We start from the raw sequence: 17740 nt of genomic DNA on the forward strand, positions 1-17740 counted from the left end.
AAGGGGTTAGGTTAATCGTTAGGTTTTCCACATGAGGTAAAAAGTCAGGTCTTCTTTGATAAATTTACTATCACACTTGCCAAATAAGACAAGAGATTCTCAAGTCGAGGAAATCAGAAATGGTTATTGCTTAGGTGTGTCTACAGGCGCAGCAGCTTCAACCCAGACATATTCCTTAGCTTAAACTTTTAGAATCTGCATTGGAAAAATCACTGTAAAACAAAGTGTTTATTAACTTTTACAGACAAAATAGCATTTTACCTGTAAAATTTCTTCGATGGCATTTTATTGCTTACGCAGTTCTAACCAGCTCGGCATCACTTAACACCAAGATAGTGACTTTGCCGCTATCTGTTCGCTCCTCACCACACCGTATCGAGCTTGGGTAGGGGTACACTATTTTGTGTCCCTAAAACTCGCAAACTCGTCCCACAACTTCACAGGCGTGGGTAATTATTTGGTGTTTACGCTTTGGAAATTTAGTCTAAGTAGCTTTATATGTATTACTCACTTAGTAGTAGCACTGTATACTGACTACAAGGATTTTATATTTACCCTAAGGCATTTTTTTAGCCATTCACTAACCATGAAACTTGAGGATATATATCAATTCTTTGAGAATCCTCCGCCAACTTACCTTTGTCAGGAAGTAGCAGTTTGTTACATACTGTCTGTTTTGTTACAAAATGAATCCTACGGAACCGAGTTGATTGAGCAATTAGAAACTGAATATTCCACTTATAGGCTTTCGGATACCGTACTTTATAGTGCAATCAAATTTCTGGAAGATCAAAGGGCAATCAGTGGATATTGGAAGAAACTCGAAGGACGGGGACGCCCCAGGCGGATGTACCAGGTTTCTCCAGAATGGCAAGTTCAAGCGCAGGATTTAGCTTTCCTTTGGCAAAACTACATCAACGGCAGGACAAAGTAATCCATTTTAGATTTTAGATTTGGGATTGTGGAAGAGTCCTTCTGGTAATCGCTTTTTGGCACTTTATTTGTCGCGATCATTGTTCAAATTGGCATAACGAATAATTGATAATGAATAAGTCTCCTCCAGTCAAACACTAACAATTAGTTATGGATACTCCTATTCTGCCATCTACGTTCCTGCTAACCTTGTTGTTATCGGTTGGGCTGTTTTTCTTTATTCGTGCCTCGACTAAAGACCGCACACAAACAGCACAACTGGTATCTGAGCAAGACGAAGCTGGTTTAATGTCTCAATTAAAAGAGTATTTTCGATCGCGGTCTTACCGAGTGGTAGCGGTAAACCGAGAACAAAATCAGGTGACTTTTGAAGGTAATGTTCGCCCCAGCTGGTTCTTAGCTATATTTCTAACTCTACTAGCAGCTACTGGTATTGTTTGTCTATCTTTGGTCGTATCCATGCTTTTTCCTAGCCTCAGCCTCAGTACCCTTGTTCTGGCTATGGTACTGCTGTCGCCTTTAAGCGGTCTGTTTTATTGGCAAAAATCTGGAAGACTTGAGAAGGTGTCGCTCAAAGTAGAAACAACTCAGAGCGAACAAACCTCCTCAAGTAAGATCACTGTAGTTGCCCATCGAGATGAACTCAGTGAGTTACAGAGGACTCTACAGCTAAAGGCTGGTGAATAATTGTTGATTTTGTGACCATCTCTTAACTATGATATGCAGACTTCTGACCTGACCTACTCTTTAGGCAATGGAAAGTAGGCAGGAGGAAATCAATGTTGGTGCTTTGTCAATTTTCCCCACAACTTGTGTCGTGGGGAAAAATTTAAATTTATTAACTTAAATTTGTTGACAGAGCTTGCTTAACAATCTACGGCATAAGAGCGCAACTTCACTAGCGTTTTTGGAGGCGCTTGGCTCTATACCAACTCCCTTCTGCATCATGAGACTACTATCAACCTATGTAACCTAGTGTGGTTTGAGACAAGTTGACTTTCCAATTACCTGGACTAGATTTACTGGCAAATCAGCTACAAACTAAAAAAAAATTAAATTTTGCATAAACTTAGCAATTTTGCCAGTTAATGATAGTCAGGAGCCACATTCAATGCCTAAGATGACCATCTTTGGTTCACCGACTAGCTAAAGCAAGAGGTTCTTGACCTGGCGAAGGTTCTAACACCCTCAAGCTAGGAAACAAGAAATGGTTTTCCTCTACATATTGAGCACCAAACAGTCCCTTTTCTGCCCAGAAATAACGATCTGTAGTGTGTTCATTTCGCTTTACAAGTAGCAACGCCGGTGGCAAAATACCTTCAGCTTGAATGAATCTTCTCGCTGCTGTCACAGGTTTTTCTTCGCCACTTTCGATGCTATATTGAGGCACATGTTCCAAAATGCGCCGTCCTTCCTGACGACGACGACTCTTCCTTTTGCGTCTCCTTGCCAATCTATTGTCCTCCTCTTTCAAGCTATAGATTGTAGTGATAGCTACAAAATCCGTCGTCATTATATAGGTTCTAGTTCAAAATATCAATAGTTTTTCACCTTTTAATATAAGAAAATTAATATCTTTGGAGATAGAGAAAACAAAATTACCATTTGGATATAATCCCCTGGTACAAGCCATCACTAAGAAGATTTTAGTTAAGCTTTATTGAATGAGTGAGGTAAAAATTAAGTATCCTCTCTTAATCATGCCTCAAAATGTGTAATCTTGAGCAAGAGCTAAAAAATGTTAATGTCTGCCAGTTCCGATTTTCTTGCTCTGTGTCGAGAGCAAATAGCGCTGCTAACCCAAGGGCTGGGAGCAACTTTAAGTATTGTGTACTTAACACAAGAATTGGTAGAGACTCCTTCAGGAGAAGCCAAACTGATTCCTGTGGTGATTTACCCGGAAACAGCATTATTACCTTCAAGGGAGGAGATTGCTGAAGCGACAGCACACAAGCAACTTCAAGTTGGAAATGTGTTTATATTACCCAATCGTCAGAGAAGGTTATTGACACCAGGTTCAGAATCTCCAACTTCCTCACGGGAGTCGGAGATACCAGATGCGTCTGGGCCCCATCTAAAAGAGGAATACCTAGTTAGTGGCAACCAAATTGTTTTACCTCTGGTCTATGAGGGTGTGATGATGGGGTTACTGGTGACAGGTAGGAAAGACCGCACCTGGAATGAACACGAGGAAAGTCAGATTCAACGGATCGCCCAAACATTAGCGATCGCTTGTATTTTAGATCAGCGACGAGCATGGTTTGAGCAACAGTTGCGTGAGCAACAAATTCTCCAAGAAAAACAGCGCGATTTGCTAGATAACCTATTGCATCAGTTTCGTAACCCATTAACGGCGTTGCGGACTTTTGGCAAACTGCTATTAAAACGACTGCAACCAGCAGACGTCAACCGGGATGTGGCAAATAGTATTGTGCGCGAAAGCGATCGCCTCCAAGAATTGCTGCAACAATTTGATCAAGTAATTGACTTGACAGAGGCAGATTTAGCACCACTACATCTGGCGGAAGATGAAGTATTTGTGGAAGCAACTATCCAAAAAGACGCTAAACCTCTGTTATTATTGCCGGGAACCGGAGATAAAGCAGTTGACTGCTCGCTAGCAGATATATTAGAACCATTATTAATATCAGCCAAAGCGATCGCCCAAGAACGAAAGCTAAAATTAATAACTGAAATTCAACATAATTTACCACTAGTACGTGCCAACATCAAAGCATTACGAGAGGTGTTAACTAACATCATCGATAATGCTTTGAAATACACTCCCACTGGCGGCAAAATTTTGATTCAGGCGGGGCAAAAAAAGGCTAATTTTCAGGGAATTGTCATTAGTGACAATGGGCCTGGGATTCCGCCCCAGGATTTAGAACATCTTGGAGAACGGCATTATCGGGGTGTACAAGCGCAAACAGAAATCCCTGGCACAGGTTTAGGGTTAGCGATCGCTAAACAATTAATAGAGCAAATGCAGGGCGAAATCGAGGTTTTCAGCCCTACAATCAACTCTAAGCTAACTTCACCCGATGCGCCGGGGACTACGTTTATTATTTGGTTGCCGGAAGTTCAAAATTAGTCATTAGTCATTTGTCATTTGTCATCAGAAAAATGGCTAGAAACCCCGTCTTTGAAGTCTAAAGGGCAGTTGCGAAAAACCAGTAATGGAAGGAAACAGAAATCCAAGTTGTGAGTCTTGGGTGTTTCCCCGTGGCTTTAGTCCGGTGAGGATGTCAATTGTAAATACTAATTCCCAATGCCCAATGCCCAATGCCCAATGCCCAATAACTATCTTAGTGAAACCAACAAATTCTGATTGATTGTCATTTGTAAATCGGTATTTGGGTCAATGGCGATTAAGTCAACACTATTCTTACCCAACAACAGACCAACCAATGCACCGATACCAGCGCCACCCAAGATTTCTTCTGTAGCAATGGCGCGATCGCCTGTCACAGTAGATATCGCAGTCGCTGCACCTGCGCCCAATACAGTATCCTTGATAATTGCACTAGTACTAATACCCTTCTTGACGGTTTCAGTTTTGGTAATCACTTCAGAAGTAGCGTTGAGCTGATATTCCTGACCATTGGCCAAAACTAGTTTCTGGGCAACGAATTGAGAACCGCCTGTAGCAGGTTTGAGTTGACCAACAACCTGACTACCAGCAGGAATCACTATAGTTCCGTCTTGCGTAACCACGTTTTGGGATACTGTCAAAGTCAAAGGCGCTGTTTCATCCTTTGTAACCAGAATTTTTTCTGCTTTGTCATATTTGACAGCAATAGCAGTCCCTTGGGGAATTGTGACTGATGCAGCTGTTGGGGTAGTAGACCCGACAGCCGCCACGACATAGGGCGAGTTAATTGCTGAGACTTGGTTGGAACTAACCAACGCCTGGTAAATAAAAGCTGCTACCTGCGCCCGTGTAGCAGTTGCGGTTGGATTTAGGAACTTCACATTAGGATAGTTGACCACAATTTGCTTTTCGGTTGCTGCGGCGATCGGGCTACGGGCATAGCTAGCGATATTAGAGGCATCGTTGAAATATTGGAGAGTGCTTTCGGTATTACCACTAGGACTATATGCCAAACCGTTAGCGAGGGAAACCAAAACTTGCTCGCGGGGAATAGCTTGGTTAGGCTCAAAGCGATTACCAGGATAACCTGATAAGAAACCTATAGTGTAGGCTTGCCCAATGGCGCTGGATGCCCAATAGTTGCTGGGCACATCAGTAAAATTGATTGCCTGCCGTTGCTGTGCTTTTTGAAAAGCTTTGTTGACCATAGCGGCAAATTGGGCGCGTGTCACCGCTTCTTCAGGGCGGAAGCTACCATCAGGAAATCCGGCAATTACTCCTCGCTCTGACAATTGTTGAATAAATTGTGCTGCCCAATAGTTAGATGAAACATCAGAAAAAGTAGTTTGAGCCAAAGATGGCGAAGCTGTAATCAAAGGCGCTACAGTACCGGCTGTGATGCTCAAAGCCATGAGTGCAGCTGTTCGAGATTGCCAACGATTTAAAGTAAGCATTATTTTTTACTTCAGTACGAGTAGTGCTTTTACTATTAATTAATTAGACATTTACTGAAGTGTTAGGTTCCCAATTATTTCGGCTTTTTGTAAAAACCATTACTTTAGACATACAAACATGAGCAAAAAATATCTGTGAAAAAAGTTAGGCAAGTAGGCGAGAATAAAACAAACTAGGCTAAGTCATATAAAAAACCTTGAGATTATCTTGTAGCGAGGGCTGAAGCCCTAAATTGAGGACTAAAGTCCTGACTACAAACCTTTAATTATTTACGCCGCTCTATTTAGGCAATAGAAGTAGCCTAATCACCGTATTATCTCTTACAATAGTTAAATAAGTATCTCAATAAATACGGATACTGAGTCAGACGATACAGAGATAAAATAGTTGCTGTTAAATAGATTTTTTTTAGGGTTAAAAATGAAAGCGATCGCACACTATAGTTAAAGTGGCGATCGCCTATGGGAGATGATTAAGTGTTGGGGTAGTAGACCCGACAGCCACGACATAGGGCAGTTAATTGCTGAGGTTTGGCACGATATAGGGCGAGTTAATTGCTGAGGCTTGATTAGAACTAACCAACGCTTGATAGATAAAAGCTGCTACCTGGGCGCGAGTAGCAGTTGCAGTTGGATTCAGCAACTTCACATTAGGATAGTTGACCACAATTTGCTTTTGGGTTGCTGCGGCGATCGGGCTACGGGCATAGCTAGCGATCTTAGAGGCATCGTTGAAATATTGCAGACTCCTTTCGGTATTGCCGCTAGGACTATATCCCAAACCGTTAGCGAGAGAAACTAAAACCTGCTGGCGAGGAATAGCCTGGTTAGGCGCAAAGCGATTTCTAGGATAACCAGATAAGAAACCAATGCTATAAGCTTGCCGAATCGCACTGGATGCCCAATAGTTGCTGGGCACATCAGTAAAATTGATCGCCTGGCGTTGTTGTGTTTTTTGGAAAGCTTTATTGATCATAGCGGCAAATTGAGCGCGTGTCACCGGTTCTTCAGGGCGGAAGCTACCATCACCAAATCCGACAATTACTCCTCGCTGTGACAATTGTTGAATAAATTGTGCCGCCCAATAGTTAGATGAAACATCAGAAAAAGTAGTTTGAGCCGTTTGATCCGTTTGAGCCAAAGATTGCAGGGAGCATCCCACTTTGATGAGTTTCCCTTGCAAACGATAAGTCACTGTCCCACAAACAAAACCTGCCGACTTAGACTCTACATAAGTCCGCGTTGGCGGATTTTGTTTATCTAGCCGCGATTTCCAATCGGCAGATATTTTTTTCAGAGTGGGATACTTACTTAAAAACTTTGAGTCTGCAACAATATCGTGAGGGCCCTTAACACTTATTTTAGAAGTATTCAGGTAGATATTATAATCATAAATAACGTTTTGATTTTTAATATTAATATTAATATCTTTTCCAGGGAAAGCATAGAGAATGTTATTTAAAATTTTCACATCAGATGACGTATGAGCATATATTTGTGCGCCTTTAATTTCTGGACTCTGATTATTTAAAACAGCAGTGTTATTTAGAATATCAACATGATCGCTAAAAAATGCATGAATACCTGATCCACCATTATTAAATGTCAGATTATTTTTAACTAAAGTACGCCCTTTGTATGCACCCAATTTTGGGTTATTATCATTCCTTGAACTATCAATAATAATGCCATTACCGTCTGTGATCTTTCCGACTGCAATCCAAGGGATGTACATGCGATTGTTGTAGCTCTTGTTGTTGGTCACCAACATCTTGTATCCCTGGTTGTTGTCAAAATTCCAATTGCTCAACATCGAAATGCCACTATTACCATAGATTGAGTACCAGGCATTATTGAACACCACGTTATTATCTACTGTCACATAGTCCGATTGGATTACTGAAATACCTCCTCCTCCACAGTCATGAACTTTGTTGTTCAGAATACGGATGTGATGAACATGATCACTGGTTCGTCCGTCAATGTTTATACAGTTTCCGTTCGTCAGTGGGTTTTGTTTGTTAGTCTTCTGACTCATCGCATAATCAAGGGTTACATTGGCATTGTTACCTATGACCTCCAGCCCATTTATCTCAATATATGAAGCTCCATTTGAAACTAGGATACCGTTCCATGTATTGTGCTGAATTTTTGGGAAATGCCCAGGATATGCTTTATACCTAATCCATCCTTTTGCATTTCCAGAACGTTTAATATTTACTACACTCCCAACTTTGGGTAAATTTGTGTATACTCCGTTCATAATCAATACTGTATCGCCAGGCTTAGTCAAATCTGCTGCCTTTTGAATTGTCCTAAAGGCGGATGAAGAAGAAACTCCACTATTTTTGTCGTTTCCAGTACCACTAACATAGTATGTTTTCGGAGTCGCGTTAGTGCTGATTAGCTCGCGGCTGGATAGGCTCATTTCCTTGTTAGTGGATAGCTGACGGAGGTTTTTAACTAAAGATACTTTTATCCTTTCTCCCCCAGCCAAAAGACTTAACGCCACGGGAATTGCAAGATATGCGCTTAAACTGAAACCTGGAATTACCATAATAAAATACTCCTTTATCGGTACTCTTAAATAAAAATATCAGGATATTGAGTAATTTTGAATACTATTTTGCACACAGAAGACAATAGAGCCGATTTTCCTAGCCCTCTCGATAACGCAACTAAATAAATATTCCAATAAATATGGATACCGAGTCAGACGATACAGAAATAGAATAGTTGCTGGAAAATAGAATTTTTTAGGGTTAAAAATGAAGGCGATCGCACACTATAGTTAAAGTGGCGATCGCCTATCATGGGTGATTAAAGTCACGACTTGAATGGAGTTAAATCTAGTAGCGGGATGGTGGTACTAAATTCAAGTTAGAATTCAGTGTCAGCTTCAAATCCTGTGCAGGTCTAAGGACAAAGGCATCTGCTTGTTTTTTCCGCAACAGCACACTCGCACCCGCACCCGCAGCCCCACCGATAACAGGTTTTAAATCGTCAATTCTGCGGTTACCAGTAACTAGTGAACCTAAAAGACCAGCACCTGCACCGATAGCTGCATCAGTTAAAACCTGATTTGTGCTGGGGCCCTGTGAAACTCTTTCAGTTGTGGTGTATGTCCGAGAAGTTGCATTAATCGGCTGACGCTGACCATTGGAAAATTCTAATTCTTGAGCTACAAACCGCACGCCTTTTCCTTTGTTCTCATCTGTATCTCTTGAATAACTATTTAAGTCAACAGATTCTAGCCGTCCAATTACTTTAGTACCAGCAGGAATTAAGACATTTCTATTTCTGTCGATAATGTCATTGGCTATTCTCAAGGTTAGAGATTTAGTTTCCCCTGGAGCAATAGTAATTGTCTCTTTTTCGTAGGTGACAGGAAAAGCAACCCCAGAAGGAATGGTAACGTTTCCGTATTGCCCAATTCTGTTTTGCCCAATATATTGAGCATTAGCAGGAGCCAAGTTGAATAGGGGGCTAATGACGGTTGTAGTAACGGCCATTGCCATAAGTGCAGCAGTTCCAGATTTCCATTGATGTAGGCGAGTCATAAGAGGTTGACCTTTGTTTATCTGATGTATCTAATGACGAGGATTCACTGAGATTGTTTCTGATTGTTTTTGACCTGTCTATAGGCGTATTCTGAAGGTGAAGGGATTATATGACGGGGAGCATGTATGTAGATGTAGTTCATCGGAGATATCGCTCCTGAGAATTTGTATCCTGCTAATGTGCGTCACCAAATAGGGGATGAGATACTCACACGACGCAAAATAGGTCTAATAGTTTCCGCAGTTATTTCATTGTTCACGTTCACAAGAAGAACACTGAATAGAGGCGAATGGGCTGACTGCGAACTCTTGCTTCCATTCTAGATTTATTTGCTAGGGCTTGGGAAAGATTTTTGCTTTCTTTGTCAGAATTCAGCAACGGGTTATTAACAATAAATTTTGATGCGATCGCAGCAATTCTTGTGCTGGGTTAAAATTTATTCAATTGCGATCAACAAGTATGAAATATGGGGTATGTAGGGTTTTTCAATTGCGTGGAATACTGGAGCCTGTTGTGTGGGCAGGTTAACAGACTTGAGTCAACTGGCGTACCGTTCGTAGGGCTTCCCGCAGGTACGAGAACCACTATAAACCTCATATTGAAGCCGGAAAATTCCCTAGTTTGACTTCTTTGACGGCTTTTAGCCTTCGTGCAAGCGTCTCGCTAGAGATGGGATTCTTGACACCTAGAGCGGTGCGGGCTGAGTCAAACAGCCTCTAACCACTTCTACCGAAGTACTCGTGCTTACTTAAGAATTCAATCAACGCTGCCTTTGTGTTTTATCAACCTGGCCGAATTTTTTCCGAGATATCAGGTATATTCCTAGCAAGGATAGACCCGCCAGTGTTGCAGGTTCAGGTACGGTTTTGAATTTAGCATAAATAGCTGTTGTAGTTGTAGCTCCTTCAAGAGCCTTAATACTTGTCTGGCTAACGTCTGGATTAAAGCCAGTTAGCTCCAGCGTGTATTTATTGCCTTCAAAGGTGAAACTGCGATTACTCAAATTTGTGTCTATAAATACAAAGTCTGCATTTGCTTCAGGATCTGTTGCATCGTTACGTGTATTTACTAGATGCAACTTGAAATCAAAAACTTCGCCGATTCCATTGGGACGGCTGAAGGATAGATTGAAATTTAAAGGTACAGATTCAACGCCTGTATCTTCAAATACCGTTCCATTAAAGTAAGTTAAATCAGCGATTTTGAATACAGAGTTAATCTCAGTTGAAAATGAATTTCCATTCAAGGTAAGTTTATTTAAGTCTGTTGCTGTACACCCACTAGGAGTATTTGTACTTAGTGGACAGACATTAGGATCACCCCAAGTAAATGTGTTGCTTCCCACACCTGTATATATGGGAGCGGTATCTATACTTCCTGGAGTAGGTTTTCCCCATGTAGGACTAGAGATACCAGAAAAATTTAGAGCATGTGCTTGACCAGAGAAACTAAATCCTGTGGTTGCACTCACAAAAAAACTAGATATAGCAGTAGTAAAAACCAAACTTAGTTTCATAACTTAGGTTTCAATTCTCATCCTGGAGCTTCTCTCAACTAGGTCTCCAGTCTACCAGGATAAATTTACGGAAAATACCCAATATTTATTGTATTTTTTTATAAAATATTTATATATTTATATCAATATCTTATTTAAAAATTTATATTAAATTTTACTTTATCGCCTATTAAAATATTTTATCACCTACTTTATAATTAGTAAAATTGTTTGCGATCGCTACCTTCACTTTGTTCCTTGATTAATTGTCAAGTTGATATCAAGTTACTCTTTTTAACCCAGAGTTTCCTGAACAAGGAACAGCCCAAGGAGGTGTAGTAAGTCCACTACTAGCTAATATCGCGTTAAATGGCATCGAAACTATCATTGAAGAAGAATACAGAATACAGAATTCAGAATTCAGAATCAATCAATGGGGGATTCAGACCCGCCACTGATTGTTCGCGCTTGCGTCTCGTAGAGAAGACCACCAAATTTTTAATTTGGTGGGGGTCTTAAACCCAGTTATTCAGACGCTACGCACAGTCGCTCTAAGCGTTCGCGTAGCGTCTCCAAGAGTTGCCATGCCGTAGGCTTTACGCTACGCTATCCGCTTTTTCGGTCAGAATACCTTTCCTGTATTCTGACGACTGACGCATGTATTCTGTTCGATAAATATAAGTCTGGAGGTTTAGCAAAACTGGCTTCAGGGGCTGGTTACGCTGTTGAAATTCGCTTTGGCTAAACCTTAGCTATCCGCTAACAGCACTCAGTACTGTTGATGATAGTCCGATTAATTCAACGGCTCCATAATAGCTCTTAAACCTTTGCTAGAGAGTGCTTTGAGCATTTCTTTAGCGTTATATTCGCTGCTAAATACTCCTGCTTGCATAACTCTTTGACCTTGCCAGACTGTGGGAAACGCACCAGGAGCAAGGAATCGCACTAAATCTTGATCCCTATTAGTCAAGAGTGGAACTACTACCCGATAACGTACACCGATGTGTGTCGCAGAGTTCCCGCCATAGGGCATACTTGCAGAACTTACAGGTACTGGTAGTTTTCGCATATTGCGAGTATTGCTAATCGGGATATTGTTATCAGGAACTGGCAAAAGTGCTTCAGCATTTGAGGGAGCAGCTTCTAGTATTGGTAATGGCTGCTGTGTTTGCTCCTTCATGGTTGGGACTGGTGCTTGTGCAACTGAATTGGATGGGTACCCAGGAGCAGTAAACTCAATCGGATTGGGATCTAGCCGTACATAATTCAACTGTGGTATATCAGGCGGCTCTGCTGGACTGGGATTTGCAACTCTTGAAGTGTTAGTTAGTATTTGTCTACCTGACAAGCTGCTAGGAGTAGGAAATCTAGCAGCTTTATAAGTGGGTGGCTGTTGATTGGATATGGGTGCCGAAAGTCGTATATTAGCAGGCAACAATGGCAGTTGACTGTTTAATTGTCGAGTAACACGATTATTTGGTGAAATGGTGTTGCTGGGTAATGGCCCTGTTTGCCGATTGGTAGTTTCAGGGATTTCCGGAGCCGAGAAGGTGATTTCCCCAGTTGGTGGTATTTCTCGCAACACCTTGTTGGGGACAGGGGCGGGTTGAGAAGTTGGGGCTGCTAGTGCTGTTGTAGCGTTAATATCTACCTTGCCAGTAATGCGATCGCTCACCAGGTTATTACCAGGAGCAGACATTACCTGTTTAGCAGCGCTGGCGTTAATGTCGTAGCGACCATTATTTTGAAATTGATTACCCCCAGGTTCGGATGCACTACCCAAATCTGGCATTGCTTGAGCGATCGCAACTAAACCATCTTCTTTATTATTTTGAATAGAATTATTCCGCAAAATCGGGCGGGCATTTGCTTGCACCACAATTCCAGTTCTATTGTTCTGAATTTGATTGCCGATGATTACAGGAGCGGCATTTTGGGCAATATTGATCCCAAAACCCGTTTGGTGAAAGACATTTTCCTTCACTTGCGGACTGGAGTTACCGGCAATTGTGATCCCATTGGCTCCATTGCGATCGAAGTAATTCTTGCTAATAGTCGGTGCAGCATTACCACTGACAGAAATGCCATCTTGGGTACTACCAGTAAATGTATTTCCCACGACTACCGGATTGCTAGATTCAATCCATAAACCATAACCACGGGGGTTCGAGTTCGTCACTGTCACCCCAGTGAGCAAGGCTTGGTTTGCTCCAACAATTGTGACGTTTTGACCGGCAAAACTCCGACTCAGGTAATCACCACCTCCCTGAATGATAATCTCCTTACCTTGATTGCTAGGGTTGCCTTGAATTGAAATACCCGGTTTCAGCATTAAGGGAAATATCTCTCCTGTTTCGGCGCTATAAGTGCCCGTGGAGAGCATAATTACAGTATTAGTATTAGCTAATCGCAACGCTTGAGTAATCGTTTTCACAGGAGCGGATTCGCTGCCATTGCCTGCCTTGCCATCTCCAACACTAGGGTTGACAAACAGCACGTTAACCTGAGAATTTGTTTTTTCACCCAGAGGCGCTGAATCTGGTGGCAATGGAATCTGAGCGATGCCTTCTCTACGTTCGCGCAGCGTGTCGCAGACAGAGGCTTCTCTTTCAGAGAGCTTCGCTAACGCGCTACCCATGCTTGTACCCAGGAACGCCATACTTGCCGCTCCCATGCCTACGGTAAGTGATAATACTGAAAAGCGAAAAAATAAAAGCCTTGCTGATTCCAGAAACTTCAGTTTTGCAAGCAGAACATCTACTCTACGGTACTTAGGAAACACACAATGGGGAATCATATTTAACACAACTCCTTAAAAGTAACAATAAATTCTTATACTCTTAGAAAGTATTATGTCGATAATATTACTCACATATTCACGGATTGGCGATATTTAATACAGAGTAATAAATGATTTTGTGTCTGTTCAACAATACCTTGTCCTAAAGGACACGCTACGCGAACGCCATATACCCCCACTCTTTTAGAGTGAGGCTATATGGCGAATCCTTGAATTAGGGACTGACAAATAAAAAAATACCCCACAAGTAGTAGTAATTTATTTGTTAGAAATCCCTTATGTCAATAGATATCTTTGAAGCAAGGGGCTGACAAATAAAAAAATATCCAATTATTTATTGTGGGGTGGGCCGAAAAGCCCGCCCTTGGTTACTGGGCGGGCTTTTCGGCCCACCCCACAAGTAGTAGTAATTTATTTCTTGGAAGTCCCCAATCAAAATCCATAATCTCAACCGGATCGCCAATCTACTCTCACGCAAAGCTGATTCAAACGCGCTATGCCCAGATTAGCCGAGATGGACACCGCTTCAGGAAGCAATCAACGAGGTTGAGGATCGGGAAACACAACTCTCTGATGATGTGTATCCGCTCTTCCCAGTCCTTTGTAAGCTTGTCTTTTACCCTAAAATACTTGACTAATCTTAGTGCAAAACTGTAGCCTCAAACTACCCCGATCACTGCCTATAGGAACATGGGATAATTTACCGTAACCCTCACTACTACCTTGTTGTGCGTATATTTAGTAAAAATTGAGTAAAAAAAAGCAAATTCATTAACTTATGCTTACTAGGACATATGATAATTCACATTTGGATGAAAGCACTAACGGGGTTGTTGTAATGGTCGAGCCATACAGCCAAAAAGAGCAAATACAGCAGGTTGTCTACCGGATTTTAGATGCCAATTTAGACCGCGCTCGTGAGGGCTTGCGAATTATTGAGGAATGGTGTCGGTTTGGATTGAATAATGCTCAGTTGGCTCTTGAATGCAAGCGCCTGCGACAAGAGGTAGGCAAGTGGCATACCTCGGAATTGCGGGCGGCGCGAGATACACCAGGCGATCCTGGGACTGATTTAACTCATCCTCAAGAAGAAGAACGATCTAGTATCAAATCGGTGTTGCAAGCTAACTTTTGCCGCACAGAAGAAGCATTGCGGGTACTGGAAGAATACGGCAAGCTTTACCACCCAACTATGGCTAAAGCTTGTAAGCAGATGCGCTATCAGGTTTATACCCTAGAAAGTAGTTTAATGGGTCATCAGCGCCATCAATTGTTGTGGCGATCGCGTCTGTATCTTGTTACTTCCCCTAGTGAAACTTTATTGAGCACTGTGGAAGCTGCTCTCAAAGGGGGATTAACGCTCCTACAGTACCGCGACAAAACCGCCGATGATTCTTTGCGTTTGGAACAAGCTAGAAAATTACGGCAGTTATGCCATATCTACGGCACTTTGTTCATCGTTAACGATCGCGTCGATCTAGCTTTAGCTGTCGATGCAGATGGGGTGCATCTGGGACAACAAGATATGCCTATTGCGATTGCTCGACAATTACTGGGTTCCCAGCGTTTGATAGGTCTTTCTACCACAAATAAAGACGAAATGCAAGCAGCAATTGCTGAAGGTGTAGATTACATTGGGGTGGGGCCAGTTTATGAAACTCCCACGAAAGTAGGTAAGGCAGCAGCAGGTTTAGAATATGTCAGCTATGCTGCCAAAAATTGCTCAATTCCCTGGTTTGCCATTGGGGGAATAGATGCCAATAATATCAATGATGTCATTGATGCGGGAGCCGAACGTGTAGCGGTGGTGCGATCGCTCATCCAAGCCGAACAGCCTACTCTGGTGACGCAATATTTCCTCTCTCAACTCAATCGCATTAAACCAGAACTTTAAAAGAGTCATTTGTCATTTGTCATTTGTCCAAAATAAATAACCAATCCCCAATGCCCAATTTCCCAGATAGCTTATGTCTAATGAGATTACGGTTCAGGTAAATGGGGAAACCCATAGTTGCTCATCTGAAACTTATTTACCCGACTTCCTCCAACAATTGGGTTTTAACCCCCGCTTAGTGGCTGTAGAGTATAACGGTGAAATTTTACACCGCCAGTTTTGGCCGCAAACAAAAGTGCAGCCAGGCGATCGCTTAGAAGTGGTAACTATTGTCGGTGGTGGTTAGTTAATTTGAGCCAGCAAGCCCAAATCCTTGAGGCTGCGTCGTGTAATCTCGATGCGGGCGGGTGCATCTTCTGGTTTATACATATCAAGGGTTGTTGCGAAAAAGTAGACGTTTTTGTTTTGCTCTAAATAACCCACAAACCAACCAACTTCTGGTTTGGTACTCGTTAACCATCCTGTCTTTCCACGCAATGTGTAGTCTGGAGTTTGTTCACGTACCATAATATCTTTAACAAGATTTATAGTCCGTTGCGAGAAAGGCAAATCGCCTTGATACAATCGCTGCAAAAACTTAATTTGCTCTTTGGGTGTAATTTGCAATGGCTGCTGTAGCCAAAAATGATCAATGTCTGCGGCGGTGCCAATTTGACGGTTCCCGTAACCTACTTTATTAATAAATTGCTGCATCCGTTCATATCCAGCCCTACGTGCTAATACTTGATAAAACCAAACAGTTGAATCCTTAAAAGCTTGACGCAAATTCGTATCATGATTCCAGGCATCAATGTCTCGGTGAATTCCATCCCAAGTGAGAACCGCCACATCATCAGGGATTACGTTTGTTTCTAAAGCTACCAGGGCGTTAAAAATTTTGAATGTCGAAGCTGGAGCGATCCTAGTTGCATTACGTTGAGGATTGTGTTCATAGATGCGGTTGTTTTTTGAGTCGTAAATCAAGATAGAGCCTTCACGCCCGAATTCTTGAAAGTGTCGCCCCAAATTTGGCGCTTTAGCAGCGAGCATTGTTGGATGTTCAGATGAGGTTGAAGCAGGTTGAGCCAGAACATACATTGCCTCAAAGGTAATCACACTCAATACAGCAAGACATCCAATCACTGTAAACACAAGAGATTGCGTTCGGCGTTTTGCGTAACCCCGAAGGGATTGCCACATGCGAAACAAGATATTTTTCATAAACCAGATTCTATACCGCAATCTTGCTCATTTGCGGAGCTATTTGTTAGATGGCATCATCTCACAAAATCGCGTTTTTTGCCTCTGATTTGTATAGCGATCGGTGAAGGGTTCTACGCTTGGCTAATTCTTTACCTTTGCGACCGAGTTGCTCACGTAGCTGCTGGTCTTTGCACAAGCGATTGAAAGCTTGAAAAACTTCATAACCAGAATTGGGATTAACCAGTATGCCATTCTCCTCATGTTGAACTGTGTCTAGAACACCGCCTAAGCGAGAGGCAATTACAGGCTTACCGAAGTAACTTGCTTCTAAAGAAACCATACCAAAACCTTCCATACTATTAGGTTTAGTATCTGATAAAGTCAGCATGGCAAATATGTCGCAAGCTGCATAATAACCTGCTAATTCCGGCTCTGGCACATATCCGGCAAAGTGTACGCGCTTATCTACCCGCAAACGATGTGCCAGAGATTTCAGTTTTGCCTCACAAGGCCCTTGACCGCAGACTATATAGTGGACATCGACCCCAAAAGTTAGCAATAGTGGGATGTTATCAATCACTTGGTCGAAGCCTTTATGTTTTACTAGCCTTCCTACTGAGAGAATAACTATTGTTGTTTCGGGTATGTTGTATGTCTGACGCACGCGAACACGTAAATCATCAAGGCTACTGGGACTTGCTACATTACCAAATTTTTCTGGTCTGATTACTGGGTTAATGACGTGGGTAGGAGTATCTAATCGCAAAGCAGTTCTGAGATAGTCTCGTGTATAAGTACTGTTACAAACAATACCTTCAGCTCTATGAAGTGTTAATTTAAAGAGCGATCGCAGCACGGGATTGTGTAAAGTACAAAGAAAATCATTGCCGTGCAGATAGATAAAAAACCGAATAGGTAACAAATAGCTCAATAGCAACAGTGAAGGAAAGTCATAGCCGTGACCCCACTCTATATAACGGTAGTGATAGCGAAAATAGAGTTTGATTGCTAGCACAAATGAGCAGACGATATTCAGCAAAGGCTTGAGGATACTTCCCACACAGCCGCTACGCCAGTATCTAGGATAAGACCAGCGATAAACAGGAAACTGTTGACCTTGGTCAAATACTTTATCTCCTGAGCAACTAGCCGCCAGCACAATAACTCGTTCTGGATCTTGGAGACAGCGATCGTAGATATATTCCCCAATTACAGCTTCTTTCGGCAGGAAGATCCGGGATATGACTAGAATATCTGGGTATGCAGCTTTGTCTCTGATTTCGGCTGTTAGTTGAGAAATATGTTCCATAATCAAGTTGATGACTAG

12 protein-coding genes and 1 pseudogene are annotated in these 17740 nt (G+C 42.1%); 5 read left to right on the forward strand and 8 right to left on the reverse strand.

The window, feature by feature from the left end:
- Window positions 1–586: 586 nt before the first annotated feature.
- Both HWQ23_RS04930 and HWQ23_RS04935 read left to right on the forward strand, forming a co-directional pair.
- On the forward strand, window positions 587–934 hold the full coding sequence (locus tag HWQ23_RS04930) for a PadR family transcriptional regulator (RefSeq protein ID WP_292824384.1): 348 nt from the start codon (window positions 587–589) through the stop codon (window positions 932–934).
- 149 nt (window positions 935–1083) lie between these two features.
- Window positions 1084–1620, forward strand: coding sequence for a cofactor assembly of complex C subunit B (locus HWQ23_RS04935; protein WP_292824387.1), 537 nt, complete (start codon window positions 1084–1086; stop codon window positions 1618–1620).
- A 448-nt stretch (window positions 1621–2068) separates the two neighbouring features.
- Here the strand turns inward: HWQ23_RS04935 and HWQ23_RS04940 are convergent, their stop codons facing one another.
- A complete protein-coding gene (locus tag HWQ23_RS04940; protein ID WP_041566316.1) occupies window positions 2069–2386 on the reverse strand; it encodes a DUF3155 domain-containing protein in 318 nt (105 codons plus the stop codon).
- Window positions 2387–2671: 285 nt separating this feature from the next.
- Here HWQ23_RS04940 and HWQ23_RS04945 point away from each other — a divergent pair, with 285 nt between their 5' ends.
- Window positions 2672–4027: a GAF domain-containing sensor histidine kinase gene (locus HWQ23_RS04945; protein ID WP_292824390.1), complete on the forward strand. Its 1356-nt coding sequence runs from the start codon at window positions 2672–2674 to the stop codon at window positions 4025–4027.
- Between the two features lie 209 nt (window positions 4028–4236).
- Here HWQ23_RS04945 and HWQ23_RS04950 read toward each other — a convergent pair whose 3' ends face one another.
- The 5 genes and pseudogenes from HWQ23_RS04950 to HWQ23_RS04970 all read right to left on the reverse strand — a co-directional run bounded on the left by HWQ23_RS04950 (window position 4237) and on the right by HWQ23_RS04970 (window position 13334).
- Window positions 4237–5481, reverse strand: coding sequence for an S-layer homology domain-containing protein (locus HWQ23_RS04950; RefSeq protein WP_292824393.1), 1245 nt, complete (start codon window positions 5479–5481; stop codon window positions 4237–4239).
- A 535-nt stretch (window positions 5482–6016) separates the two neighbouring features.
- Window positions 6017–6649 (reverse strand): annotated as a pseudogene (locus HWQ23_RS04955) (S-layer homology domain-containing protein); the annotation flags it as partial.
- A 1681-nt stretch (window positions 6650–8330) separates the two neighbouring features.
- Window positions 8331–9041, reverse strand: a complete 711-nt coding sequence (locus HWQ23_RS04960; RefSeq protein ID WP_292824396.1) for a conjugal transfer protein TrbI — start codon at window positions 9039–9041, stop codon at window positions 8331–8333.
- A 761-nt stretch (window positions 9042–9802) separates the two neighbouring features.
- Entirely contained in the window at window positions 9803–10558 is a 756-nt protein-coding gene (locus HWQ23_RS04965; protein ID WP_292824399.1) for a choice-of-anchor K domain-containing protein, read from the reverse strand.
- A 772-nt stretch (window positions 10559–11330) separates the two neighbouring features.
- A complete protein-coding gene (locus HWQ23_RS04970) occupies window positions 11331–13334 on the reverse strand; it encodes a DUF1565 domain-containing protein (RefSeq protein ID WP_292824402.1) in 2004 nt (667 codons plus the stop codon).
- A 781-nt stretch (window positions 13335–14115) separates the two neighbouring features.
- On the opposite strand from HWQ23_RS04970, the gene HWQ23_RS04975 reads away from it, so the two are divergent.
- Together HWQ23_RS04975 and thiS are read left to right on the forward strand one after the other, a co-directional pair.
- Window positions 14116–15231, forward strand: a complete 1116-nt coding sequence (locus HWQ23_RS04975; protein ID WP_292824405.1) for a thiamine phosphate synthase — start codon at window positions 14116–14118, stop codon at window positions 15229–15231.
- 73 nt (window positions 15232–15304) lie between these two features.
- Window positions 15305–15517, forward strand: coding sequence for a sulfur carrier protein ThiS (gene thiS, locus HWQ23_RS04980; protein WP_292824408.1), 213 nt, complete (start codon window positions 15305–15307; stop codon window positions 15515–15517).
- Here the strand turns inward: thiS and blaOXA are convergent.
- Both blaOXA and HWQ23_RS04990 read right to left on the reverse strand, forming a co-directional pair.
- Window positions 15514–16431: a class D beta-lactamase gene (gene blaOXA, locus HWQ23_RS04985; protein ID WP_292824411.1), complete on the reverse strand. Its 918-nt coding sequence runs from the start codon at window positions 16429–16431 to the stop codon at window positions 15514–15516. The genes thiS and blaOXA overlap by 4 nt on opposite strands.
- A 61-nt stretch (window positions 16432–16492) precedes the next feature.
- Window positions 16493–17722: a glycosyltransferase family 4 protein gene (locus HWQ23_RS04990; protein ID WP_292824414.1), complete on the reverse strand. Its 1230-nt coding sequence runs from the start codon at window positions 17720–17722 to the stop codon at window positions 16493–16495.
- Window positions 17723–17740: the final 18 nt, after the last annotated feature.

The organism is Nostoc sp. JL33, from assembly GCF_017114985.1.
GTDB lineage: Bacteria > Cyanobacteriota > Cyanobacteriia > Cyanobacteriales > Nostocaceae > Nostoc.